The organism is Acidipila rosea, from assembly GCF_004339725.1.
GTDB classification, from domain to species: Bacteria; Acidobacteriota; Terriglobia; order Terriglobales; family Acidobacteriaceae; genus Acidipila; species Acidipila rosea.
This window is the reverse complement of the sequence record NZ_SMGK01000003.1, coordinates 107,011-131,282: the sequence shown is the minus strand read 5'-3', so window position 1 is coordinate 131,282 and position 24,272 is coordinate 107,011. Positions and strand designations below refer to the sequence as shown.

Annotated in this window: 26 protein-coding genes and 1 tRNA gene; 13 read left to right on the top strand and 14 right to left on the bottom strand. The window is 59.7% G+C overall.

The genetic code is table 11. The features are described from left to right. From C7378_RS17695 to thiL, 4 genes are all read right to left on the bottom strand, one after another. On the bottom strand, nucleotides 1-1,161 hold a 1,161-nt coding region (locus tag C7378_RS17695), incomplete at its 3' end, for a hypothetical protein (RefSeq protein WP_207901404.1). A 48-nt stretch (nucleotides 1,162-1,209) separates the two neighbouring features. Next, the gene (gene mutL, locus C7378_RS10565) at nucleotides 1,210-3,135 is read right to left on the bottom strand and encodes a DNA mismatch repair endonuclease MutL (RefSeq protein ID WP_131996047.1); all 1,926 of its coding nucleotides are present in this window, start codon (nucleotides 3,133-3,135) and stop codon (nucleotides 1,210-1,212) included. 7 nt (nucleotides 3,136-3,142) lie between these two features. Next, nucleotides 3,143-3,712: a CDP-alcohol phosphatidyltransferase family protein gene (locus tag C7378_RS10560; RefSeq protein WP_243648188.1), complete on the bottom strand. Its 570-nt coding sequence runs from the start codon at nucleotides 3,710-3,712 to the stop codon at nucleotides 3,143-3,145. A gap of 86 nt (nucleotides 3,713-3,798) precedes the next feature. Continuing rightward, nucleotides 3,799-4,815, bottom strand: a complete 1,017-nt coding sequence (gene thiL / locus C7378_RS10555; protein ID WP_243648187.1) for a thiamine-phosphate kinase — start codon at nucleotides 4,813-4,815, stop codon at nucleotides 3,799-3,801. A 248-nt stretch (nucleotides 4,816-5,063) separates the two neighbouring features. On the opposite strand from thiL, the gene C7378_RS10550 reads away from it, so the two are divergent. From C7378_RS10550 to C7378_RS10540, 3 genes are read left to right on the top strand one after another with little or no spacing between them, the layout of a single operon-like run. Next, the gene (locus C7378_RS10550; RefSeq protein WP_131996044.1) at nucleotides 5,064-6,035 is read left to right on the top strand and encodes a M23 family metallopeptidase; all 972 of its coding nucleotides are present in this window, start codon (nucleotides 5,064-5,066) and stop codon (nucleotides 6,033-6,035) included. A gap of 20 nt (nucleotides 6,036-6,055) precedes the next feature. Beyond that, nucleotides 6,056-6,907 (top strand): hydroxypyruvate isomerase family protein, encoded by an 852-nt coding sequence (locus tag C7378_RS10545; RefSeq protein WP_131996041.1) that lies wholly within the window; start codon nucleotides 6,056-6,058, stop codon nucleotides 6,905-6,907. Between the two features lie 58 nt (nucleotides 6,908-6,965). Then, nucleotides 6,966-7,712 carry a methyltransferase family protein gene (locus tag C7378_RS10540; protein ID WP_131996038.1) on the top strand — a complete coding sequence of 249 codons (747 nt, stop codon included), beginning with the start codon at nucleotides 6,966-6,968 and terminating at the stop codon, nucleotides 7,710-7,712. Here C7378_RS10540 and C7378_RS10535 read toward each other — a convergent pair. The 8 genes from C7378_RS10535 to rsmD form a co-directional block, all read right to left on the bottom strand. Then, nucleotides 7,701-9,509, bottom strand: a complete 1,809-nt coding sequence (locus C7378_RS10535) for a complex I subunit 5 family protein (protein WP_131996035.1) — start codon at nucleotides 9,507-9,509, stop codon at nucleotides 7,701-7,703. The two genes, C7378_RS10540 and C7378_RS10535, sit on opposite strands and share 12 nt — an antisense overlap. A gap of 4 nt (nucleotides 9,510-9,513) precedes the next feature. Next, nucleotides 9,514-9,870: a sodium:proton antiporter gene (locus C7378_RS10530; RefSeq protein ID WP_207901403.1), complete on the bottom strand. Its 357-nt coding sequence runs from the start codon at nucleotides 9,868-9,870 to the stop codon at nucleotides 9,514-9,516. Further along, nucleotides 9,867-10,607 (bottom strand): MnhB domain-containing protein, encoded by a 741-nt coding sequence (locus C7378_RS10525; RefSeq protein WP_131996032.1) that lies wholly within the window; start codon nucleotides 10,605-10,607, stop codon nucleotides 9,867-9,869. The genes C7378_RS10530 and C7378_RS10525 overlap by 4 nt, the downstream gene beginning before the upstream one ends. Beyond that, nucleotides 10,604-10,870, bottom strand: a complete 267-nt coding sequence (locus C7378_RS10520; protein WP_131996029.1) for a Na(+)/H(+) antiporter subunit B — start codon at nucleotides 10,868-10,870, stop codon at nucleotides 10,604-10,606. Before C7378_RS10520 ends, C7378_RS10525 begins: the two co-directional genes overlap by 4 nt. After that, a complete protein-coding gene (locus C7378_RS10515; RefSeq protein WP_131996026.1) occupies nucleotides 10,867-11,211 on the bottom strand; it encodes a cation:proton antiporter in 345 nt (114 codons plus the stop codon). The genes C7378_RS10520 and C7378_RS10515 overlap by 4 nt, the downstream gene beginning before the upstream one ends. Beyond that, complete coding sequence (locus C7378_RS10510; RefSeq protein ID WP_131996023.1) at nucleotides 11,211-11,462, bottom strand: MrpF/PhaF family protein; 252 nt, start codon at nucleotides 11,460-11,462, stop codon at nucleotides 11,211-11,213. The genes C7378_RS10515 and C7378_RS10510 overlap by 1 nt, the downstream gene beginning before the upstream one ends. Continuing rightward, nucleotides 11,459-12,001 (bottom strand): hypothetical protein, encoded by a 543-nt coding sequence (locus C7378_RS10505; RefSeq protein ID WP_131996020.1) that lies wholly within the window; start codon nucleotides 11,999-12,001, stop codon nucleotides 11,459-11,461. The genes C7378_RS10510 and C7378_RS10505 overlap by 4 nt, the downstream gene beginning before the upstream one ends. Before the next feature lie 75 nt (nucleotides 12,002-12,076). After that, nucleotides 12,077-12,664: a 16S rRNA (guanine(966)-N(2))-methyltransferase RsmD gene (rsmD, locus tag C7378_RS10500; RefSeq protein ID WP_131996017.1), complete on the bottom strand. Its 588-nt coding sequence runs from the start codon at nucleotides 12,662-12,664 to the stop codon at nucleotides 12,077-12,079. Between the two features lie 86 nt (nucleotides 12,665-12,750). Between rsmD and C7378_RS10495 the strand changes: the two genes are divergently transcribed. From C7378_RS10495 to C7378_RS10480, 4 genes are read left to right on the top strand one after another with little or no spacing between them, the layout of a single operon-like run. Then, nucleotides 12,751-13,890: a CBS domain-containing protein gene (locus C7378_RS10495; RefSeq protein WP_131996014.1), complete on the top strand. Its 1,140-nt coding sequence runs from the start codon at nucleotides 12,751-12,753 to the stop codon at nucleotides 13,888-13,890. A 38-nt stretch (nucleotides 13,891-13,928) separates the two neighbouring features. After that, nucleotides 13,929-15,104, top strand: coding sequence for a hypothetical protein (locus C7378_RS10490; protein ID WP_131996011.1), 1,176 nt, complete (start codon nucleotides 13,929-13,931; stop codon nucleotides 15,102-15,104). Between the two features lie 45 nt (nucleotides 15,105-15,149). Then, entirely contained in the window at nucleotides 15,150-16,172 is a 1,023-nt protein-coding gene (gene scpB / locus C7378_RS10485) for an SMC-Scp complex subunit ScpB (protein WP_131996008.1), read from the top strand. Then, on the top strand, nucleotides 16,162-17,040 hold the full coding sequence (locus tag C7378_RS10480; protein ID WP_131996005.1) for a pseudouridine synthase: 879 nt from the start codon (nucleotides 16,162-16,164) through the stop codon (nucleotides 17,038-17,040). Before scpB ends, C7378_RS10480 begins: the two co-directional genes overlap by 11 nt. Nucleotides 17,041-17,058: 18 nt before the next feature. Here C7378_RS10480 and C7378_RS10475 read toward each other — a convergent pair whose 3' ends face one another. After that, nucleotides 17,059-17,637 carry a DUF4136 domain-containing protein gene (locus C7378_RS10475; protein ID WP_131996002.1) on the bottom strand — a complete coding sequence of 193 codons (579 nt, stop codon included), beginning with the start codon at nucleotides 17,635-17,637 and terminating at the stop codon, nucleotides 17,059-17,061. 157 nt (nucleotides 17,638-17,794) lie between these two features. On the opposite strand from C7378_RS10475, the gene C7378_RS10470 reads away from it, so the two are divergent. The 6 genes from C7378_RS10470 to C7378_RS10445 all read left to right on the top strand — a co-directional run bounded on the left by C7378_RS10470 (nucleotide 17,795) and on the right by C7378_RS10445 (nucleotide 22,457). Next, complete coding sequence (locus C7378_RS10470) at nucleotides 17,795-18,823, top strand: PIN/TRAM domain-containing protein (protein WP_131995999.1); 1,029 nt, start codon at nucleotides 17,795-17,797, stop codon at nucleotides 18,821-18,823. Between the two features lie 49 nt (nucleotides 18,824-18,872). Then, nucleotides 18,873-19,916: a YheT family hydrolase gene (locus C7378_RS10465; RefSeq protein ID WP_131995996.1), complete on the top strand. Its 1,044-nt coding sequence runs from the start codon at nucleotides 18,873-18,875 to the stop codon at nucleotides 19,914-19,916. A 1-nt stretch (nucleotide 19,917) separates the two neighbouring features. Beyond that, the gene (locus C7378_RS10460; RefSeq protein ID WP_131995993.1) at nucleotides 19,918-20,475 is read left to right on the top strand and encodes a hypothetical protein; all 558 of its coding nucleotides are present in this window, start codon (nucleotides 19,918-19,920) and stop codon (nucleotides 20,473-20,475) included. After that, nucleotides 20,466-20,542: transfer RNA gene (locus tag C7378_RS10455), tRNA-Arg, on the top strand. Before C7378_RS10460 ends, C7378_RS10455 begins: the two co-directional genes overlap by 10 nt. Nucleotides 20,543-20,755: 213 nt before the next feature. Further along, complete coding sequence (gene hmpA / locus C7378_RS10450) at nucleotides 20,756-21,994, top strand: NO-inducible flavohemoprotein (RefSeq protein ID WP_131995990.1); 1,239 nt, start codon at nucleotides 20,756-20,758, stop codon at nucleotides 21,992-21,994. Nucleotides 21,995-22,022: 28 nt separating this feature from the next. After that, nucleotides 22,023-22,457, top strand: coding sequence for an RrF2 family transcriptional regulator (locus C7378_RS10445; RefSeq protein WP_131995987.1), 435 nt, complete (start codon nucleotides 22,023-22,025; stop codon nucleotides 22,455-22,457). A 106-nt stretch (nucleotides 22,458-22,563) separates the two neighbouring features. Here the strand turns inward: C7378_RS10445 and dnaN are convergent, their stop codons facing one another. Further along, nucleotides 22,564-23,736: a DNA polymerase III subunit beta gene (dnaN, locus tag C7378_RS10440; protein WP_243648186.1), complete on the bottom strand. Its 1,173-nt coding sequence runs from the start codon at nucleotides 23,734-23,736 to the stop codon at nucleotides 22,564-22,566. Nucleotides 23,737-24,272 lie beyond the last annotated feature (536 nt).

Here is a 24,272-nt window from a genome sequence, read left to right as displayed (position 1 = left end):
CGGCTTGTAAGGACGTCTCTCTCCGGTATCCGACCCGAAGCTCTTCCGCTCAAAAGGCTTCTCGCCTTCCGTGCGTGGCTTATAAGGCCTGCGCTCACCGGCTCCTGCCTCGGCAGATCTGCGCACGGGAGGCCGTTTGCCGCCTTCTGCCCGGGGCGCGAATGCTCCGCCCTCGCGGCGCGGCGTGCGCGCAGCCGGACGCTTGCGCTCTCCGCCGCTCTGGGCAAAGGACGGCCGCTTATAAGCAGGCCTCTTACCGCCCTCATGACGGGGAATGTAACCGGTCGCGGGAGCATCTTCAGCTACCACCTCGACCTCCGGGAATTCAGGCAGCTCGCCGGCGATGTGGTAAACCACCTCCGTGCCGGAAGAGGTCATCCCCAGCTGGCGGGTCGCGCCAAGACCGCGCACTGCTTCACGAATCTTCGACCGCGAGGAGAGCGGCGAGAGGAAGGTTTCAATCTCCTCCTCGGTCGCGGCGATGGCCGACTGCAGGTAGAGCGAAACGAGCGAGGAGAGTGCCGCCGAACGGGACATGCCGCCGCCCTTGTGCATTGACTGCTGGAATCGCACCTGCAGCAGCTCCCAGTGAACTATGCGGCCGGCCTTGCTCTCGGTGGAAAACACGGGGACGACACGCAGCGCGCCCCATAATTCATTCAGCGCGCGATGAACAGCCGCTTCGGTAAGTTCGCGGCCCAGCTTCTCCTGAATCTCGACGGCCGTCATCGCTCCTTCGCGATCGAGCACCTTCCAGACCTCGATGACCAGCGGGGAAGACTGGCCCTTGGGTCCACTTTTCCAGTCGCGGTCGCCCCGCAGTGCAAAGATGGCGGGCAGCGCGTCGGCAGTCGCCAGAAAATCGGCCTGCTCCACCATGGCTCCGAGCAGGTTCAGAGGAACGAGCTTGCCGTCGTCAAGCGCCCGGTCGAGCAGCGACGTCGCCTCTTCAATTTCCTGCGGCTTGGGTGTTGCGCTTTCGCGCCCCAGGCACGCCTCGACGAAGCTTGGTGCGGGGGCGGGCAGCTGCGTGCGTCGCGGCAGAAACAGGCAGAGTCCTGTCTGGTTGAGCCATTCCTGGGCGTCGTCCAGCGTAAGCACAGCATTGCCCTGCTGCCGCCATCTTTCCGCGCGTGTGTTCTTGAGTTGTTCCGGTGTCACGAGAAGTCCTTCTTCGAAGCGGGCCGCCAAAGTGTCAGAAAACACAAACTAGATTCGCTGAAAGGCCCGCTGTATGTCTTTCCAAGAATACCTTAAAGCGATGGGACGCCCATGCGGGCAATTCGTCGGATGGGCTGTTTTTGCCAGTTCGGCCAGCAGCCACTCCATCCGCGCCGTGTCCAGCGGCATATTCACCTTGATCGCCGCATGGCAGGCAATGGAGGCCGCAATGCGTGTCCGTAGCCGGTCCAGGTTCTCCGTTTGCGACTCGCGCACGCTCTCTTCGAGCACCTCCACCAGCATCCGTTCGAGCTCCTTGCCTTCGAGCCCTGGGGGCGCTGCCTTCACCGCGATGCTGCGCGGGCCAAAGGGTTCCGCTTCAAAGCCATTCCGCTCAAGCTCATCCGCGATCCGCGCAAAGAGCACCATCTGATGCGGCAGCAGCTCGATCAGCACCGGCATCAGCAGGCGCTGACGCTGCGTGCCCTCCGTTTCGCGCTCCCGCAGAATTTTCTCGAACAGCACCCGCTCGTGAGCGACATGCTGATCCACAATCCACATGCCTTCTTCATTGACCGCAAGGATGAAAGACTCCCGCAGCTGTCCCAGCGGCTTCAGGGAGGCAAGGGAGTTGAGGCTCGGCACTTCGCCGTCCTCAGGGAAGGCAGGCGCTGCACAGCCATGCGGCTCCTGCGGGGCGGCTGCTTCGCCGAAGGGAAGCCTTGCCGGGTCCGGCAGAGGCTCGGGCGGCGCCAGCTCAAAGTGCGCTGCCTCTTCGGGCCGTGGCGGGTGCTCAGAGTCTCGATATGCCTCCACCTCCGCGCTCTCCCCTGGCATCGGCGAAATCGGCGGCATCAGGGAAGGAGTCGCGTGAGGATTCGACGTTAGCGCGGTGAGAAAGCTGGCCGCTGGCCGGGCGCGCATCAGGGTATTGCGGATCGAGTCGCGGACAAAGTCGTGCACCTGCGACTGCTGCCGAAACCGCACCTCGGTCTTGGCAGGATGAACGTTCACATCCACCTCATGCGGCGGCATCTCCAGGTACATCAGCACCACTGGAAATGAGGTGGGCGGCATGATGTTGCGGTATGCCTCGCTGATGGCGTGGAGAATGAGCCGATCGCGGATCAACCTCTGGTTCACGAAGACATAGATCGAGTTGCGGTTCAGCTTCTGCAGCTCTGGCTTTGACACGAAGCCGCTCACCCGCAGAAATCCCGGCTCCGGAGGGGCGTAGTCCGCGTCGCGGCGCCAGGGCGGAGGCTCGGGCAGCCCGGCACGATCAAAAGGCCGCTCGGCGGCCATCTGCAGCAGCTGCGCGTGCGTCTCTCGCCCGAAGATCTGGTAGATCCGCTCCTCGGCGCGCGTCACCGGGGGCGCCATCAGCAGATTCTGCGTCGCAGAGTGCAGCTCGAAATGCTTCTGCGGATGGGCAAGCGCATAATGCGTAACCAGCGCAGTCACATGGGAGAGTTCTGTCTGCTCCGACTTCAGGAACTTGCGCCGGGCAGGCGTGTTAAAGAACAGATCGCGGATGATGAACGTCGTTCCAGGCGGCGCGCCTGAGTCCTCGACGCGCAACATCTTGCCCCCTGCTATCTCGATCAGTGTGCCGGAGGCGTCTTCGGCTACACGGGTCTCCATCTCCAGCCGGGAGATCGAAGCAATCGAGGGCAGGGCCTCTCCGCGAAACCCCAGCGTAGAGATAGTGAGCAGATCATCCGAGCTGCGAATCTTGGAGGTGGCATGGCGTTCAAAAGCCAGCATGGCGTCGTCGCGGACCATGCCGCAGCCATTGTCAGTGACGCGGATCAGCTTGCGCCCCCCGCCCTCCACCTCTACGCGGATGCGTGTGGCCCCGGCGTCGATTGCATTTTCAAGAAGCTCCTTGACGACGGAAGCGGGCCTGTCGACCACCTCGCCGGCGGCAATCTGGTTCGCGACCTGATCGCTGAGAATGCGGATGCGGCCCATCGAACTGCTATCCGCCGACCGCGGGCGCGGGAACGCTCATTCTGCGGGCTACGCGCCACGCGTAGTTGAAGCCGGAAAGCACGGTGAAGACCATGGTCGCGTTGAGCGCCCAGTGGCGGACAAAAATCACCGGAGCCGTGGCATAGAACGTAGCCAGCAGCACGGCGACCAGCGCCACGATCTGCGCAAAGGTATTTGCCTTGCCGAAGATGCTGGGGCGAAAGTCGCGCATGCCCATGCTGGCATAGAGAATAGCGCCCACAATGAGCACCCCGAAGTCGCGCGCGAAGACCAGCACCGTCACCCTCCGCGAAATCAGGCCCTGGTGGTGCAGCACCAGAAACAGCGTGCTCAGCAACAGCTTGTCCGCCACAGGATCGAGGTACTGTCCCAGAACCGTGCTCTGATGCAGCAGCCGCGCCAGCAACCCATCCAATCCATCGCTGATGCCAGCGACTACAAACAGCGCGAACGCCGTCCGAAAGTGCCCGTCGAGCACCGCCAGCACCAGAAAGGGAATGATGCAGAGGCGAAGAAACGTAAGCTGATTGGGAGCCGCGCGAAAGTCGTTCATCATAAGCAGGACGCCAGCCCTGTTACTTCTCCTGTAGAAGGCCGCAATTACTCATCGTAACGCAATCTTTTCTTTGCAGCATGCCCGGTCTACCGGCGGAAATGCTCCCAGCCCTGGGGCGCAAGCGGAGTTCTCGTCTTTCCCGTTCGCAGCTGCACACCGCTCCCCCTCCGCAGCATCCGGCCGATCGGGTGAATCGCTACCCCGGCAATCTTCCCGGGAATCTTCGCCTTCGGGCTGGCGGTAAAGAGCAGCTCGTAGTCTTCGCCGCCATGAAGGGCAAGTGCCAGAGCGGACGCCGCGTGCCCCGAGCGCTCTGCCTCGGCGGCCAGAGGATGCAGGGGAATTGCAGCCGCATCAATCTCCGCCGAAAGACGCGACTCCTCGCAAAGGTGGTGCAGGTCCGTAGAGAGCCCGTCGCTGATGTCCATTCCCGCCGTCGCCAGTCCTCGGGTGACAAGGCTGCGGCCCACGGCAAGCCGCGGCTCCGGGAAGAGATGCGGGTGGCCGCTGGCAGCCTGGATGAGGCGCATGGAGAGGCGAGGGTCACGCTCAACGGCCAGCAGTTCGGCCGCCGCGCCGCCCAGGGCGCCTGTAACGTAGACGATGTCGCCTGCGCGCGCCGTGGAGCGCAGCAGCGCCTTCCCCTGCCGTACCGAACCTGTCAGCACAATATCCGCGGCCACCGATGAAAAGCAGGCGGTATCTCCCCCCGCCAGCACCACCTTGTGCGCCGCGGCCAGCGCCAGCAGTCCGTCTAGAAAACGCCCGACCCAACTCTTCATGCGGCCCGTCGACCGGGTTAGCTCCGCTGGCGCAGCCAATGAGAGGAAAGCAGCCACCGGAGTGGCGCCCATCGCTGCCAGATCACTGAGCCCGCGTGCCAGGCAGCGGTGCCCGGCCTGCTCAGGAGCGTGCCAGTCCCGGCGGAAGTGGATCCCCTCCAGCGAAAAATCAGTGGTCACTGCCAGTTCCTCACCTCGGCGCAGCCGGAGCAGGGCGCAGTCGTCGCCTATGCCCATCCGTACGGCCCGATTCATCCGCTGAGGCCGCCGGCGGATGGATTCGATCAGGGCTAGCTCGCCCAATGTGCTGGATTTCTTCAATATGCCTCAATCATAGAGGCGGCTATAAACTCGCGGCAGTTGGCCTCTCCAGTTACTGTAGTACTCTGTCCTCGGCAGCTTTCAACCTGACTCGGGGCAACCCGCAATGATTGACCTGGGTCGATCCAACTGATAAATTTTAAGTTGATTCTGATATAAGGTCTGTCCCAGCGGAACACTCCATTTCTCACGCCCGCACGATGGAGACAGATAGTTAGGCCCGGACAATCGAGGCCGAAGGGACAGGCTTGCGGAGACAGCACTACATTATTTTTGTTTCGCGGGACGAGAACGGCAAACTCAGGAAGATTCCTGTGCCGCTCCATTACGCGTACATTTTTGTAGCCGCAGCTGTCGTTGGCGCATTCACGATCACGGGGATGGCTGGCTCCTACACCCGCATGCTGCTCAAGACGGCCAGCTTCAACCAGGTTCGCTCCCAACGGGAAGCATTGCGCAAGGACTACCTGCAGATGGAGCAGGTCGCCCATGAAAAAGACGTGCAGGCCGCGTCACTCGGATCACTGGCAAGCGAAGTAAGCGCTCTTTATGGCCTCCGCCAGAACAAATTGACTTCGACGAAGGCTGCCGTCTCGCCCGCCAGCGCCCCGACGATTCCAGCAGGCACGGACGATCTCAGCGATCAGGCTTACAAGCAGTCTGTCGACCAGCTTTCCTCTCTGCTTGAAACAGGCCTTTCCGGTCGCATGTCCCGGGTCATTGAAACCAGCTCCGGGCCTGCAGCCGCGAGCGCTGTCGCCTGGGCAAATCTTGCCGATGCACCGAGTCTCTGGCCTGTGATCGGCCGGGTAACGAGCTCCTTTGGGGAGCGGCTGGATCCCTTCAACGGTGAGGGCGCTTTCCATGCCGGCATCGATATCGCCTCAGATTATGGGCAGCCGGTACGTGCCACCGCTGACGGCATTGTCGAGATCGCGGGACCGGTCAACGGTTACGGCCGTGAGATTATTCTGGACCACGGCTATGGCTTGACTACCCTTTACGGTCATCTTTCGGGCTTCGCGGTAACGAGCGGCGAACAGGTTCGCCGCGGAGAAGTCATCGGCTATGTCGGCTCCACCGGCCGCAGCACCGGTCCCCACCTTCACTACGAGGTGAGGATTCGCAACACTCCCGTCAATCCGCACAAGTACCTGCGGGAGACAATGCAGCAGTTTGCGAGCACCACCCATTTCACCGCAGTTGGCGGCGGCTCCTAAATCAACTAGAATCTGCAACCATGACACGGCTCACGCGCCGCTCCATGCTGCAATCCGCGATGGCACTCCCGCTGGCGGCTTCCGCCTTTGCTGCGGATACACCCCAGAAACCCTCAGGGCGTATTCGCCAGTCTGTCTGCCGCTGGTGCTATCAGAAGATTCCCCTCGAACAACTCTGTGAGTTTGCCGCACACAATGGGCTTGTCGGCATTGATCTGCTGGAGGTGCCGGAGTTTGAGATTCCGCGGCGTTATGGCCTCATCTGCACCATGGGTTATGCAGGTGGCGGCACCATTGCCAGTGCGCTGAATCGCACGGAAAACCACGCCGCGATCGAGGCAGCCTTTCGCACGAATATTCCGCTGGCCGCCAAAGCGGGGGTCCCGAATGTCATCACCTTCTCCGGCACCCGCAAGGGCATGAGCGACGAGGAGGGCGCGCGCAACACCATCGCCGGCCTCAACCGCGTCAAAAAGATCGCCGAAGATAACGGCGTCACCATCTGCCTGGAATTGCTGAACAGCAAGGTCAACCATCCCGACTATATGGCAGACCACACAGCCTGGGGTGTACGCGTTGTGGATGAAGTAGCTTCGCCAAGGGTCAAGCTGTTATACGACATCTACCATATGCAGATCATGGAGGGCGATCTCATCGCAACCATCACTGCGAATATCCACGCCCTGGGCCACTTTCACACCGGCGGCGTACCCGGACGACATGAGATCGATGGAACCCAGGAGATAACCTATCCGGCCGTGATGCGCGCCATCGCGGCCACTGGCTACACCGGCTACGTCGCTCATGAATTCTTACCCACCGGCGACCCTTTCACGCAGCTGCGTGAAGCTATCGACATCTGCAACGTCTAGCACTCTTCACTGCATCGGACCAACGCGGCGCTCACGTGTGTGACTTAGAAGGAAGACAATGAAGGCCACAAACCTTGAGTTCCGTTTTCGCATGCCCATCATCTTTGCTCTCTATGTGCTTGGCTTCTGGGCGCCATGGGAGCGCTACTCCTCGCATACCTCGGCGATCACCAGCACCTGGCTTGAGCTGATCGGCGCCATCGCCAGCGCTCACTGGCTTTCTCTAAGCAACGCCACCATGTTCGTCACCAGCATGGCCATTGCGCTGGCTTTCGCAGGCGCTGTCATCCGCATCTGGGGTACAGCCTATCTCGGCGCTTCGACCATGCAGGCGCCTTCGCTTCAAGGGCAGCAGGTGCTTGCCGCAGGTCCTTATCGGCACGTCAGAAATCCTCTCTATCTAGGGTCTTATCTGACCGCCCTGACTGTTGCGATACTCATGCCGCCGCAGGGCGCTCTTTTTTTCGTAGTGACACTGGGCTTCTTTATACTGCGGCTGGTCCTCGCCGAAGAATCATTTCTCAGGGACAAGCTCAACGGCCCTTATCTCGACTATGTGAAGCGCGTGCCACGAATCCTGCCGAGCCCCTGGCCGCGGGTTCCTTCCTCCGCCACGAGGCCGCACTGGTTTGACGGGCTGCTCGCGGAGACCTTTCCGCTCGCCTTCGCCATCTGCTTCGCGGTGCTCGCCTGGAGGTATAACTCGCACCTCCTCACCCAGTCAGTCATCATCTGCTTCGGAGGCTCGCTCATCGTGCGCGCCATGCTACCAGGGCGTCACCCTGACGGCGTGCTATCGAAGTAGAAACAATGCGGTGCCCAGAAGGCTGAAGCCAGCCATCGTCCACACCACATAGTCTCCTGCGTGTCCGCTCTGCAGGCTACGCATCCAGACCATGCTGCCCTCCATGTGAGAGGCCCAGCGCAGGCGTCGCGGGACAGCCTTGTGAAACACGGCAGCAGCAGCGAGTGCCGCACCGCACGCGACGGCCAGCAGGGAATGAAGCAGCGCCGACCACACATCTGCCGCAAGTGAGGACTGTGCCACCGCCGACCTCGCCTGTCCATAGACGACCCGGATATACGCCTGCTGATCCAGCATCCGCGCGGCCGCAACGCCGCTCCACGAAACAGCCTGCGGCAACAGAAAGGGCACCGTGCCAAAGAGAACGCACAGCAGCGCAGGCACAAACATGCGCGCCGGAATTACGCGGTTCTGTTCGTGCATCTCCGGCAACTCATCGACCTCGGCAGAACGATCCGCAGGGCCATGATCGCCCCAGCCGCAGAAGACCCTCATGAAGACGCGAAAGACAGCGGCTGCGGTCAACGTGCCTGACAGAAGGAACGCCGCCATCAGCACCACTGAAGCGTCTGAGTGCTTTGTTGCGCTGCTGGTCAGCTCTTCTCCGAGGGAGATGGCAAAGGGTGGCAGCCCTGCCAGCGCACAGCCCCCCAGCAGCCAGAGCGCGGCCGTGAAGCGCAGCTTCGTGCCCCGCGCAAAGAGCAGTGGCTCGCTCATCGTCCGCAGGCGATGGAGCAGGATGCCGGCGGTGAAGAACAATCCCGACTTAGCCATTGCGTGCGCGAAGAGATAGACAAGCCACCCGGCAATGGCAGCAGGAGTATTCACAGCGAGCGCCATCATCATCGCGCCCGCGTGGCTGATGGTTGAAAACGCAAGCAGCCGCTTCAGGTGGTGTTCAGCAAAGCACATCGCACCGCCCCACACAGCAGAGACAGCTCCTACCGTCAGCAGGACATCGCGTAGCGCTGTATGCGGCGGCCCCATGCTGGCGCGAAACATCGTATTCGTCACCCGCAGGATCGCGAAGAGACCAAGCTCAACCATGATTCCGGAGAAGAGCACGCAGACAGGCGTGGGAGAGACAGCATGCGCATCCGCAAGCCAGAAGTGGAATGGAACGGCAGCAGACTTGATCAGAAATCCGGTGATGAGAAACAGATAGCCGCCGATCACCAGCGTGTCATGTCGCGAGCCGAGCAGCGAGCCAATCTGGGCCATGTTGAGAGCACCGGTAGCCGCATAGACAAAGGCGAGCCCCGTCAGTGTGAAGAATGCTCCCACCGTATTCGTAACCGCAAAATTGAATGCTCCCTGCAGAGGCGCAGGCTCTTCGACTTTCAACCCGCAGAGAGCAAATGCTGCGGTGCTCATAAGCTCAAAAAACACGAAGAGGTTGAAGAGATCGCCCGTCAGGACAAAACCCGACATGGCCGCGAGAAAGACAAGCATCAATGGCTGGTAGTGGTTGTCGCCGCTCTCCATCGCGCTTGAGGAGTAGATCAGCGCCAGCAGCATCAGCAGGGCCGCCAGCGTAGCCAGTCCGGCTCCCACCGGATCGATGACGAATCCAACCCCGAGCACCATCCGCCCGCGAGGGAACCAGTTTCCGAACCAGTAGACAATGGGGGCGTCCCAGCTCCTCGTCAGCAGCAGCGCGCACATCACGAGGTTGGTGGCAGCGGTGAGAATCGCCACCGCATCGACTACCGCGCGGGACAGCCAGCGACGCACTCCTGCGATCGCTGCAGCGGCAAGCATAGGCAGGGCAACCGGCAGTGCAGGAGAGATCGTCATCTGCTCAGCCGCGCATCATGCGAAGATCGTCCGGGGAGAGCGTGCCTGCATTCTCGTGCGCTTTGACGACAAACGCCAGCACCAGCGCAACCACCGTCGCCTCAACCACGATGTCCGTCAACATCAGCGCCTGCACTATCGGATCAACAATTCGGGTCGACGGTGGCAGATCAGCGAAGACAGGAGCGGCGCCACTCTGCCGGAAGCCTATATTCAACAGCAGAATATAAGTAGAGGTCTGCAACACGGCCATTGAAACCACCATGTGGACGAGGTGTCTGCTGGTGACGATGCCATAGAGTCCGCAAAGGAAAACCCACCCTGCAACGAGATAAGGAAATGTATGGATCACGCTGTTCATTTTGTCTTTCCCGCGTCTGCAATGATCTCAGCCAGATAGGTGTAGCTCAGCAGCAGAAAGGCAGTCGCCACTTCGAGCCCCACGCAGGCGCTGATCGCTGCGATTGTCCCTGAGGAGAAAACCTTCCCCGTGACGCCGAGCGGAACCCAGTTCGTCAGAAAAGGCACACCCGCTGCGAATGCCGTCACGCCGATGACCGCATATCCAGCCGCTCCGGCCGCTTCAAGCCCCTCCACCAGAGGATGAGAGGTGATGCGCTTGAATGCACGAAAATGTTCAGCAACGTAGACCAGCATAGGAGCGCTGGCAATGATCACGCCGCCTTGAAAACCGCCCCCCGGCGTCAGTTGTCCATGGGTAGACATGTACAGTCCAAAGAGAATCAGAATGGCGAAACAGGGTAGCGCAGCCAACTGAACCGCCGGGCTCATGCTTTCTTCAGCAGTTGCAGATGGCGTGGCTTTTCTCTCCGGCGGACGCAGCAGCATCATGACGCCAAGCACTGAAGTAAAAAGGATGAACTCTTCCGCCAGCGTATCGAAGCCTCGATAGTCATAGTCGATCGCGTTCACAACATCGGTGGCATGACGCTCATAGACAGAGAGACTTGAGATCACGTCACCGTACGGGCCGCGATAGTGTCCCCACGGCGGCAAGTTTTTAGCCACCAGAAAGTAAATGCAGGCAAAGCCCGCGGCACAGATCCAGAAAATGCGCAGCCTGACTTTCTGACTCATCTGCCGTCCTTCTGCTCAGCCAGAGTGCGTTCCCGATGGCGCATACGCGCGAGCACCAGCATGATCATCAGCGGCAGAGCGACAGCACCGATCACGATCTGCGACAGCGCCACATCGGGTGCCTGAAACGCAAAGAACATCACGGCCAGAAGCATTCCATAGAAGGTCAGCGCCAACACCTGTGACACCAGGTCCCGCGTACGCACCACGCCGAGAGCTGCAAGACCAATGAGAGACAGCAGCAGCATGCGGAAGATTGTCATCGCCGCTCCTCGTCGCTGCCTGCGGGCAGATATTCCACCCCATCTTCGGGTGAGGGCTGCCAGTGGCCCAGGGCGCGTACACGAAGCGCGCGCGCCGTCGCATGGGCGACCACGGAGTTGAATGCCAACATCAGTACCGCGATCAGGATCATCTTTGCCGTGGCGCTCGACCATCCCTCTTCAATAGAAACCGCTGCCACCAGGAACATTGCGCCGAAGCCGGCTGGAAGCGCCAGATAGTGGAGTGCCTCAGTAGGTGTCTTCATCCGCAGCATACCGATGCATCCCAGCCAGCACATCGCCGCGACGCCTCCCAGTAGAATCGCCAACGCTGTATGCATCACAGTTGTTTCTCCAGGAAGCGTGCGAAGACCAGACCCGCAGCAAGTGACATGATGGCGACGGTCAGAGGCAGGTCCATCAGGATCGGTCGATGAAAGCCCATGGTCAGCAGCACCAGCAGCAGGGTCACAATCGTGCCCGTCATCTCCAGCCCCACCAGTCGTCGCTCGGGCGAGCCCTGCAGGCACATCGCCGCGCAGGGTACCAGGCACAGTCCAACCGCGCATGAGGCCAGCAACCAGACATTCATGGTGAATCGTTTTCTCCCTCAGCACCCAGATGCCGGGTCATCGCTGGAATGTTGCTCTTCGATAGCTGATGCAGCAGCATTCGGTGTTGCTCCCGGTCGATACCCAGCACGATCGCATTGGGTGTCGCAGAGGTATAAGCAACGGCCAGTGCGCTGCGGATAGGACCACGCTTACCGTCTCCCTTTTCAAACGGCACGGCGAGAAATACCGATGGCGGACGTTTTCCTGCCAGGTCTTTGATGAGCAGATGAATCACTAGCAGCGTGTCCGTGAGCAGATACCACGGCAGTCTCCAGCCCTCAGCCGAATCCCTCAACGAAGGCGCGATCAGCCAGCCAAGGCGCCCCGCCATTGAGATAGAGAACCATCCCGCGGCGATAGCGCAACCGGCGCCAAGGGCCAGTTCCTGCTTGGAGAAGCTGGCCGTGAAGAGAATCCAGGCCGCAAAGGCGCAGATGGTAAACAGCGCATAATAGCTCGGACTACTTCGCCTCCTGCTCGACACGGCATCGCTCGCGGATCGATTTGCTTCGTTCATTGCAATGGCCGCAGGTGCGCAGCTCCACTCACTCTGATGCAAACGGACCAGCGCAGCGCAGCCTGTCGTCGCGGCTTATCCAGGTGCGGGCCTGGTGGGCGAATCGATGCGGTAGAAGCTCAGAGCCGCATCGCCCTGCGTAAGCACGCGCGTGCGACGAAGCGGCCCGAAAGACTCCCCGAGGCTACTGCGCTTCTCGTGCTCGGCCACAACCACAGCGCCGCCCTGCAGCAGCTTCTCATTCAGCTCACCGAGCAGGCCAAGCGTCTGCTCATACTCCTTCGCCATCGCATAAGGAGGATCGAGCACAACCACCTGCCACGCTGCGCCGCCACGCTCGGCCAGCCTGCGCAGTGCGGAGGCCACGCTTCTCTGTTCGATGGTGAATCCTTGCCGCACCTGCAGCGACGTGAGGTTCTCGCGGATGGCCCGCACCGCCGCCTCGGCCTCATCGACGAAGAGCACGCTGCGCGCCCCCCGGCTGAGCGCCTCGATGCCGACCGCACCTGATCCCGCATAGAGATCTGCGAAGTTGGCGCCCTCTACTGCGCTCCCGAGGACGTTGAAGAGCGTCTCCCGCAAACGGTCGCTGGTTGGCCTGGTCGCCATCCCTCGCGGGGCTACCAGGCGGCGTGAGCGGAACTCTCCCGCGATGATTCGCATACCGCGATGGTAGCTGAACTACAATCGAAACAGCCTGCCGGGCCGGACGGTTTAGGGGCCCGAAGGATCGAGGAAAAAGAAGAAGCGTGAGAGGCTGGTCATTTCCGTTAGGGCGATGGATGGGAGTCGATCTCCGCATTCATTCTTTTTTCCTTCTGCTGCTCGGGCTCTCCATGATCTCGATTGGCACGGTTGAGGTCCCGGTGTGGCGGGGGATCGCGCTGTGGCTGCTGCTGCTCTGCGCCGTCCTGGTTCGCGAATTTGCGCGAGGCCTGGTCGCCGCCTATTACGGGCTTCAGGTGCGCAGCGTGCTGCTGCTCCCCATCGGGGGGCTGTTTTCCTTCGCTAACCCTGACAGCACGGAGCGTGCTGCTGCCGGGTCAGTGCAGTACACCTTCGCCCTTGCCGGGCCAATGGCAAACTTTGCCGTTGCTGGCATGCTTGCAGCGCTCATCGCGGGCTCGGCTCCCCAGGTTCCTCTGCTGGCGCACCCCTTGGTTACGCCCCTGCACCTGATGCGTTCCGCCGCATGGCTTAACGTTATTCTCGGATTGCTGAACTTCATTCCCGCTTATCCGCTGGACGCCGGGCGACTGCTGCGCAACAGCCTGCAGCGGCAGCGCGGAGCGGCCCCGGCAGCGCGTGCCGCTTCCGGCATAGGGCAGATGATCGGCCTCGGAGCCGTTCTCGCCGGTATCGCCCTGCTGGTGCTGCATAACAATGGCTCCATCCCTGGAGCAGGATTGAGCCCCTGGCTCATCATGAGCGGCTTTTTCATCTTCATCAGTGGCCAGCTGGAGGACCAGGGCAACATGTTCCAGTCCGTGGTCGATACGGTGACAATGCGCGAGGTCATGCTGACCGAGTTCTCCACCATGTCACCGTCGGATACGCTGGATGACGCGCTATTCAAAGCCGTCCACAGCCTCCAGGATGAGTTCCCGGTGGTGCGCGGCCCGAATCTCGTCGGCGTCGTCTCACGACAGAGCATACTTGAAGCGCTGCGCAGCGAGGGCAACGGCTATGTGCAGTCAATCATGTCGCGCGGCTTTCAGGTAGCGCAGCCTGGAGACTCCTTGGGGGCCATCATTCGTCGCATGTCCGGCGGACGCATGTCGCTGGTTCCCGTCGCCGAAGACGAACGCATCATCGGGATTGTGACTCTGCAAAACCTGATGCACTCCATGGCGCTCCTCGCCGAACAACGGAGGCTGAAGCGCCAGTAGTCCTCCGGTACACTGGCGGCAGACCCTTCAACCGAACGATGGCCGCTCATACTTCCCAACGAATACGCCGATTTCGTTTTGAACGCCCGCAGAAGATCGCGGCTGCACTCCTCTTTGTGTTGCTTGCCCAGTGTTTATGGATCGTCGCTCACCGCTCCCTGAGCGGAACCGACTACCAGTTCGCGCGCTGCGGCCGTGAGATCTGGGAAAAGCCGTCGCCGCTCACCGGCTACTTCACCACTTGCGGCAACATCTCCGACGGAACCCTTGCCTATCGAGCCGCCGGGCTGCCTCTGACCATCGAGCGCATGCTCATGGGGCAGGCCTCGAGCACCTCCACCTGGGAAATGCGCCACGAGGTTGGCTATATCCACCTTCTGCTGGTTTCTCTCTTCATGCTCGCGGGCCTTGCTCTGGGCGGCTGCATCTGGTGGGTTACACGCAGGCTTTACGGAGATAGCGGCGGCTATATCGCCCTGGCGCTCTACTGCTTCTCGCCTGAGGTGGTGCGCGCCTGCACCTACCCCAATAATGAAATCCTCGCCGCCCTCGGTCTCTTCGCGTTGGTCTATACCGCCATTGGAGTCGCGCACGCGATGCAGGGTCCGGTGCGCAAGTGGCGGCCGCGGATCGTGCTGCTCACCGTCATCTTCGGCTTCACAGCGGCGGCTCACGTCTCGACATTCCTGCTGGGGCTGCTCCTTTCCCTGGTATTGATGGGCTATCTGGCGGAGGGCCGCCGCTCTTACCTCCCTACGCTGCTGATTCTCTGGGTTTGCGGTGCGTTATTCCTGCTCTTCGCCAGCTATGCCTTCCATCCCGATGCTTTCAGCTACGTCTTTCGCAGCGCTGCAGGCAAGCTATGGTTCTCGATGGACGCCATGCGTACCTTCTTCAGCAGCCTCTCCAATGCCGCCACCACCATTGCCGCGGCCGGCGCGCTGGCTCTTTATGCGGCGATCCGCAGGTCCCGGTACTTCGGTAACACGGCTCCACTGGTAATTGCCGTCTTCCTGATGCTCCTCGTCACCACCGGCGCCAAGTCTGAGCCATGGCTCTGGGCGCTGCCATTTTTGCTTACCTTCATCGCCGGGGTATACGCGGACATGCTCGATCTGCCGCGTTACCGCAAGCCTTTTCTCTGGATCACAGGCGGGCTCGTCACGACTCAGGCAGTTCTTGGCCTCGCCTCTCTGCCCGGCCTGCTGCGCTGAGGGCTGCACCTCCCTTGGTACTATGCAAAGAGACACTCTGCACGCATGAGCCTCAAGGCAAAAATCGAAGCTGTCATTTACGCTGCGGAAGAGCCGGTTACGCTCGTCCAGCTAGCCACCCTCTTTCGCGAGGAAGCGCTTGAGGCCAGGCTCGCCCGAGAGGCTGCCCAGCTGGCCGCTCCCGTCGATCCCATCGCCGCTGTTCCTGACCTGCCATCGCCTGTTGAGGAAGAGTTGCAGACCGGCGAACAGGAAGCCCAGCCAGAACCTGCCGTCGCGGATGAGACCCCGGAAGCGACATTTGAGGCAGCTCCTGAGGCAGCCCTGGAGTCGGTTCCAGAGTCGATCCCCGACTCTACCGTCCCGGAGGCGGTCGACGAAGTGCTGCCCGAGGCAGTTCCCGAACTACCGGCTGAACCGTCTGCGGACGACGAAAGACGCCGCGAACGCCAGCGCGATCGCGAGGCGCGCGAGGAACTGCGCCGGATTCTTGACGAGCTGATCGTGGAGTATGCCACCAGCGGTCGCGGCATGGAAATCCGTGAGATCGCCGGCGGCTACCGTGTCGGCACCAAGCCTGAATATCACGATGCCGTGCGCAGCTTCGTGAAGAGCCTCAAGCCGCCCATGAAGCTTTCCCTGCAGGCGCTCGAGACCCTTGCCGTCGTCGCCTATAAGCAGCCCATCACCGCTCCCGAGGTCAGCGAGATACGCGGGGTTGACTCGGCTGGCGTGCTGGGCAGCCTCATGAGCCGCAAGCTCATCGCCACCGCTGGCCGCAAACAGGTCATCGGCAGGCCGATCCTCTACAAGACCACCAAGGAATTTCTGCTTCGCTTTGGGCTCAAGGACATCAACGAGCTGCCCTCCGTCGAGGAGTTCGAAAAAATGGCGGGAGAACTCTCCGAGCAGCCCGGCGACTTACCTTTTACGCTCGAGGCCGCCGCACCGGAGAGTGTTCCGCATCCCATCTCAGTCTCCCTTGAGCCTTCAGACGAGGAAACTGCTGACCTGCCCGGTGTCAACACGCAGCCGGACGAGAATACGGAAGTAATTCATGAAGGATGAAAAAGAAGGTAGCGGACAGCGCCTGCAGAAGATTATCGCCGCGGCAGGACTCACCTCGCGCCGCAAGGCTGAAGAACTGATCCTCGAAGGCCGCGTCAAGGTCAACGGGCAGGTCGTCACCGAACTTGGCACCAAGGCCGATCCCCATCGCGACCACATCCGCGTCGACGGCAAGCTGCTGCAGGGCCCTGAGCCGCACCGCTATTTCATGTTGAACAAGCCCAAGGGCTATGTCACCACGGTCAGCGATCCTCAGAACAGACCCACAGTCATGGAGTTCTTCGAGCGCTCCCGGGAACGGCTCTACCCCATTGGCCGCCTCGATTACCTCAGCGAGGGTCTGTTGCTGATGACCAACGACGGGGAGCTGGCCAATAAGCTTACCCGCGCTGCTCTCGGCGTTGAGAAGACTTATCTCGTTAAGGTAAGCGGCCGCCCAAGCGAGTCTGCCATCGAGCGGCTGCGTTCCGGCGTCATGATCGAGCGCGGTAAGCCAGGCTCCCGCGAAGGCCGCGTCATGACTGCCCCTGCTCAGATCCGGCTGGCCCGCGAAGGCGATAATCCCTGGTATGAGATGACCCTCATCGAGGGACGCAATCGCGAAATCAGGAAGATGTTCGAGGAGGCGGGCCATCACGTGGAGAAGATCCGCCGCATAGGCTATGGCCCGCTTGTGCTGGATGTGGAACCGGGCGAGATCCGCGAACTCACAGAGCGCGAGGTTGAGTCGCTGCGGCGCGCTACCCGGCCTCGCAAAGCCAGCCCGGCTGCCAAACCGGCCGCTGCGCCTGCCAAAAAACAGCGCCCTGCCGGGTCCTCATTCCTCCGCGCTCCAAAGGCGAAGGGACGAAGACCCGCTCAGGGCTGAGAGGCAAATTACCTCTTCTTAGGACTTCTGCGGCTTCACCGGGAAACGGTCGAACATCCGGTGAATGTCCCCGTAGAGATTTCTCTTGTTTTTGTCCGCATCGTTGGTCTGATCGCGGTTGGCGATACCGCGCCAGAGTAGCTGCTTCGTACTCGTGTCGAACATATCGATCATCAGGCGACCGACCTGCCGGTTATAGGTGGTGGTGTCGGAGATGCCCAGACCGCCGCCAGGACCCATTCCCCAGCCACCCCAGCCCCAGCCCATGCCCCATCCGCCGCCCATGCCGTTATACATGGTCTGGACTTCCTTCTGGTTGTGCACGTTCTGCATGGCGAAGATGGTCACCTGACCACCGGTAGGCACCTCGTGCCAGCCGCGCTGTTGCAGCAGGATATTCACTGCGTGCTTGATACGCTTCTTTGCAAATGGATCCGACGTCTGGATATTGCCGAAGCTGTACGTGTGATAGTTCTCAAACTTGACGTCATGGTCATAATCCGTCTTGATGTTATCCGCACGAGCCCCGGCCAGAGGAAGAAGCAAAAAGAAAAATGCCGCCATTAAAATGGGGGCGAGTTTGATCGATCGTTTCATGTGAGTGTGACTCCTTGTAGCCAACAGTTAGTAAGACGTTCCGCCGCGCAGGAGGTTGTCGGAACTGCACTACCACTTTCTATTAAGGTCAAACACCAAATTTTGCCCAAAGTAGCGGGGACTGCGTATACTCCCCGATTGCAGGAGTAAGGGCCCTATGGATCTCATACTGCTACGCCTTGCCTTCGTTGCCTCTCTCTCGTCTGTCTTCTACTTCTTCCGGCCCGCGGGCTTCCCTGGACCGGTTGCCGCTCTCACAGGGGCTGCCTCTGCCGCGCTGATCGTATATTTCGAGCTTCGCGTCCGGGCGCTCAGCCTGAGGCGGCTCTTCGGCGCTGTCATCGGCAGCATTCTTGGCATCTTCGGCGCGTTTCTCTTCTGCCTGGTACTGCGCAACAGCCTTCCGGATGGCGCTCTGCGCAGTCTGCTCCAGTTGGCCGTGCTGCTGCTGATGTCTTATGTCGGCCTCGTTGTAGGAGCCAATAAGGGAGACATGCTCAACCTTGCCGCCCTGGGCGGCATCTTCAGCGGGGAACGTCCCACGCGCCGGAGTCTGAAGCTCCTCGACACCAGTTCCATCATTGACGGCAGACTCGCCGATCTGGCAGAAACAGGCTTTCTCGAGGGCACCATCGTCATTCCCGGCTTCATTCTGCGGGAGTTACAGATGGTGGCCGATTCCTCTGACGCCTCGCGGCGCCAGCGCGGACGTCGCGGCCTCGACATTCTGCGACACATGCAATCCAACCCGCTGCTGTCTATACAGATCGTGGAGAATGATTATCCCCAGATTCGCGAAGTTGACCTCAAGCTCATCGAAGCAGCCCGCCAGATGGAGGCAAAGATCCTCACCAACGATTACAACCTCAACAAGGTGGCCCAGCTCCATTCCGTACCGGTCCTCAACATCAATGATCTCGCCAATGCCCTGAAGCCCGTCATGCTGCCCGGTGAGAAGATGAGCATCTCGATCCTCAAAGAAGGCAAGGAGTTCAACCAGGGCGTCGGCTACCTTGATGACGGAACGATGGTGGTGGTTGATAATGCTCGGCGCATGATCGGCCGCTCCGTTGAGATCAGCGTCACGTCCGTGCTGCAGACCGCCTCCGGCAAGATGATCTTCGGCAGGATAGAGGAGCCCCAGTCGATGCCGCGTCCTGAGCCGGTACGCAGCGCTACGCTCTAGGCGCATTAGCCTGTCGCAAGCAGTTACCATCTCTGCAGGAGGATTTTCTGTGGCCTGCGAGACGTCCGACAACGCCTCACCTGCGACCACCGTTTTCGAGTGGCAGGACTTTATCCCGCGCCGCGGTCTGCGGAATGGACACCTGCAGACCATCGCCGGCAATTTCCTGCCCCGACGGCTGACTCTACCTGAGCCAACGTCTCTGCTGGTCGAGGTCGAAGGGCCAGTTGCCGGCTACGGACCCACGCAGGTGCTCTGCCATTGCCACTGGCAGAGCGAAGGCGTTCGCGCTCAGAGGCTTACCGTCGTGCTCGTGCATGGCCTGGAAGGCTCTTCTAGCTCGCAGTACGTGCTGGGCAATGCGGCTCGCGCCTGGAACGCCGGGATGAACGTGGTCCGCATGAACATGCGCAGCTGCGGCGGGACAGAAGAGCTATCGCCTACGATCTATCACTCCGGTCGATCAGAGGATGTAGCTGCGGTGGTTGAGGCGCTTGTCGCCCATGGCGCGGAAGCCATTGCCCTGGTCGGCTACTCGATGGGCGGCAATCTCGTGTTGAAATACGCCGGCGAACTCGGCGCAGATCTGCGGCCTGAGGTGCGGGCGCTTGCCGGCGTCTCCCCGCTGCTGGATCTTGCGCCCTCCTCCGACGCGCTTCACGAGTTCCAGAACCGCGTCTACGAGCGCCGTTTCCTCCGTGCGATGCTCGCCCGTGTTCGCCGCAAGGCAAAGCTCTTTCCCGAGCTCTATTCAACTCAAGGGCTTGAGACCATACGCTCCATGCGTGATTTCGACGGGCAGATCGTCGCTCGCTACGGCGGTTTTCGCGATGCCGACGACTACTATGCCAGCGTGGCCAGTTCCCAATGGGTAGCCTCCCTGTCTGTTCCAACGCTTATCATCCACTCGCTTGATGACCCTTTTCTCCGCATGCTCCCCGAGACGCGCAATTCGCTGCTTACCAATCCCCACATTCGCTACCTGGAAACGAAGCATGGTGGCCATTGCGCCTTTCTCGAGCCAGCCATCAACGACGACGGCTACTGGGCGGAGAAGACTCTGCTCAACTTTCTTCAATCCGTGGCGGTCTAGCGTGGAAGCTGACTGGGCCGTAGAAATAGGTTCCGATCTTCCCTCCATCGTGGTTCCGTGGGAGGGGTTTCGCAATCTACGCGTAGAGCTTGGCGCTGCCAGCCACCTACCAGAAGCGGCGGCTTATCCCGCGCTGATTCACATTCTCCAGCATATGAACTCAGCCGCCTCTCCTCTGCTTACCTCGAAGTGTGACGTATGGCCGCTGGGGCCGGAAGAAATCGACCCCTTCGAATTCGAGGCCGGCCACACTTCCTGCACGGCCGGCCTCGCCAGCTATATTGACGTCATTACACTGCAGCCTGCGTGCTTCAGCTCATTTCAGTGGCATGAGAAGTGGGCCGCACGCCTAGTGGCGGAGCTGCGTTCACGAGCGATCCGGCAGGCGCGCGTTGATCTAGTTCTGCGGGCAGCAAGCTACGAGGGCGCCGATGGCTTTGGTATGACACTCTATGCGGCAGCTTGCGGCAGCGATTCGCAGTCCGTTATCCCCATCTGGCAGACGGTGCTTGAAGCTGCCTCAGACGCTACAATAAGGACTGGTTCCACGGGCGAGTAGCTCAATCGGATAGAGCACCGGCCTTCTAAGCCGGGGGTTGTGGGTTCGATTCCCGCCTCGCCCACCATTTACCAGCCTAGCCCTTCACTTCTCTCACACCTGGCAAGCGGAAGAATGGCGTAGTTCTCCCGATCTTTCATTCATCGCGAACATCACGCCTTCGCTTCAGACCTCGTTCGCCCAATTACGGAAAAATCTCATTCCCGGGCAGCACAGGGCAAAAAATTACCCTGTACATGAATATATATTTCAAATGTATATTCATGTACAGGAGGAATACATGCTGGAGAAACACAAGGAAATCATTAGGGCGACGGTGCCGGTGCTGCAGGAAAATGGCGAGGCAATTACGCGAGTCTTCTATCAGCAGCTTTTTGAAGCACATCCAGAGCTATTGAATTTATTCAATCCAGTCAATCAGCGGGATGGTGGACAGGCACGCAGTCTTGCTGCGTCCATTCTTGCGTACGCGGCACATATCGACCAGTTGGATCAACTTGGCGGCATGGTTAACCTCATTGCTCACAAGCATGTGAGCCTGCAGGTCCTTCCTGAACATTATCCCGTCGTCGGCGAGCATCTGCTGAAAGCGATCCGCACAGTGCTGGGCGAGGCCGCAACTCCGGAGATACTCGAAGCATGGGCGGCGGCTTATGGGCAGCTCGCTCAGATCATGATCGATAAAGAAGAAGGCATTTATGCGGAGGGTGCAGCGTCTGACGGTGGATGGAGGGGCTACAAACCATTTACCGTGCTACGCAAGGAGCGGGAGAGCGAAGGCATTTGCTCCTTCTATCTGGCGCCATCCGATGGCAAGCCCTTACCGCTCTTCAAACCTGGACAATATCTCGGTGTCAAAGCGCGGGTGCCGGGATCACAGTATGACCAGATACGCCAGTACAGCCTGTCGCATCTCCCCACCAGGGAGTTTTACCGGATCAGCGTCAAGCGGGAAACAGCGCCGGGCTTCGCTGAGGGTACCCCGCATGGGCAAATATCCAATCACCTGCATGACGATGTGAATGTAGGCGATGTCGTGCAGGTAAGCATGCCTGCTGGCAATTTCGTGCTTGATGAGCTTAGGACTGATCCCCTCGTGCTGTTGAGCGGCGGCGTTGGCATCACGCCAGCCATCTGCATGCTTCAGCATCTGGCCCAGGAGGGCAAGCGTCCGGTCATCTTCGTCCATGCGACTGCAGGTCGCGATCAGCATGCATTTGCAGATGAGATGCGAGAGTTGGAGAAGAACAGGAACAATGTAAAGAGTGTTGTCTACTACGAGAAGACAAAGCCTGAAGATATCCAGGGCCTGCATTACGACGAGATTGGCCGTCTAACTCTGGAGTCTCTTCGCCCACATCTGCCTGCGGGTGAAGCAGAATTCTACTACTGCGGTCCGCTCGGCTTCATGAGTGCAGTGGAGGGTATTCTAGACCACTTAGGCGTACCACTCCACAGGAGATATAGTGAAGTGTTCGCACCCGATCCCTCCTTTGCTACTGCCATTGCACGGGCGTGACACTATCTGGAAGGATGTTGCCGGCACTATGCAACTCACACGTTTTTCTGACTTAAGTTTGCGTACCTTGATGTATCTGGCGAGCCGTGAGGAGCCCATGGATGCCATGGTCACGGCTCGTGCTGTTTCGACGCTGTTCAATGTGCCATATGCGCATATGGTGAAAGTAGTTCATCGCCTTGGTCAGCAAGGATGGATTATCACCACTAAGGGAGAACGTGGCGGGTTACGCCTGGCCCGTTCGCCCGAGTCGATTCGCATCGGAGACGTGCTGCGTAGTACCGAGCCTGAACATGCCGTAATCGACTGCTTTACGCAGCCATGTCCCCTTCGCGGCAACTGTCTGCTGAAGAATGCATTAGATGAAGGCTATGCTGCCTTCTTTACCAGGATGAATAACTTCACACTGGCCGAGGTAGCGTCTACTCCACTCCTCAAAGACCTTGTCGCTATCTCTGCTTAGAAGCTAAGATCTCGTGCCTCGCCCCTGCATTTACAAAAGCAAATAGCCCGTAAAATGGCTGCTTGCCACCTTACGGGCTATCTCACAAACTTTCTACTTCGGTGCGTCAGATCCTCATCGGCATGATGATATAGCGGTACTTGAATTCTTCTGTGCCGTCCTCGGGACGCATCTGACCTGCGGATTGAGCGTCTTTGAACTCCAGCCTAACTTCGCCCGTGTTGCCGATTGCCTTAAGGAAATCGAGCATATAACTTGAGTTGAAGCCCACCATAATTGGATCGAAGCTATACGGTGTCTCGATTGTATCTTCTGATTCGCCGGCATCCGTAGAGGAGGAAGAGATTTTAAGCTCATTTTGTTCGAGCCTCATACGAATCGCTCCGGAACGCTCATCCGCAAACTGCGCGACACGCTGGATGGAGCCTCCAAGTTCTTCGCTCTTCACCACGACAAACTTATTATTGTCGCGTGGCATCACTGCCTCATAGTTCGGAAACTGCCCGGTCAGTTTGCGGCTGGTCAACGTCCGATGTCCAATCCTGAAGTAGAGCGTATTTTCATCATCGGCAAACTCGACGATCGGTACATCGGTGTTCGAAAGAAGGGACTGCAGTTCCGCCAGAGCTTTCCGCGGAATGAGCGTCTTCTTCTCGCCCGTTATCCCGGGGAAATTCTCCCCATGCTTCTCCACCAGGGAGAGTCGATGCCCATCGGTTGCAACCATGGCCATCGATTCAGCCTTGAGTATCAGCAATGCTCCATTCAGCGTATAGCGCGACTCTTCGTTCGAAATTGCAAAGATCGTCTTTGAGATCATGCTCTTGAGCGATGCTGCAGGAAGCGCAGTCACACTCGTCGAAGGAAACTCAGGCAATTGCGGAAAGTTCGCCCGCGCCATGCCAACCATCTTTGTATTTGAGCGCCCCGACCGGATCTGCACCCAGTGGTTATCCATCAACTTGATCGAGATATCACCATCGGCGAGCAGTTTGATGTAATCGTAAAGCTTACGGGCAGGAATGGTGCATGAGCCCGGCTTCTTTACTTTGGCCACGCAGGATGTCTTCATGCTCTGATCGAGATCGGTCGCGGCAATGGTCAGACCACCCTCGTCCGCCTCCAGCAGGAAATTCGACAGAATCGGGATGGTGGTCTTGCGTTCGACTACGCTCTGCGCGGCCGTCAACTCATGCAGCAACTCCTGGCGGCTGACCGTTATCTCCATCGACGCCCCCTGCACAATAGGCTTTTCCTGTTCCAGTCCCAGCTCCGGCATCTGACTGCTCCTGCATACGAGTGTTGGCCACACTTTACACCACCGCGTCGTTTCGGCGAAGAGAAGAGTGCGCTTTCCCTCATTCTAGAGACAAATCGATTGCGGAAATTGTGGTCGTAGCGTGGAGAACGCGCCGAGAGTAATTCAGGCCCGGCCATGGTCCGACGACGCCCGTGCTGCTACTGCTGTTAATCAATCCAGTCTTATAGATAGACAGCAGCAGTAACAGTTCGGCTCGGAAAAGTGGAAAGTTGGACCATAACCGCATCAGAGGCTCGGTTCATAGTGTGTCCTGATTTAGAAAACAGGTTCAGGCGGAGTGGCAAAACAAGGAAGACATGGTGGAAAGCTCGCCAGCCGCTCCACTTTCTCCTTGTTACACACAGGCCCGGATTCGCCGTGTGAAGGAAAAATGCGGAGACAGCGTGGAAAAGGAGTCCCCGTACAGTATTAAAGCGGTCCATAGGTGTACCTGTTTTAAACATCGGACGCCTTCTCCACGCTTTCCACAGGCCAACCTCTGCCGTTTGTTGAGG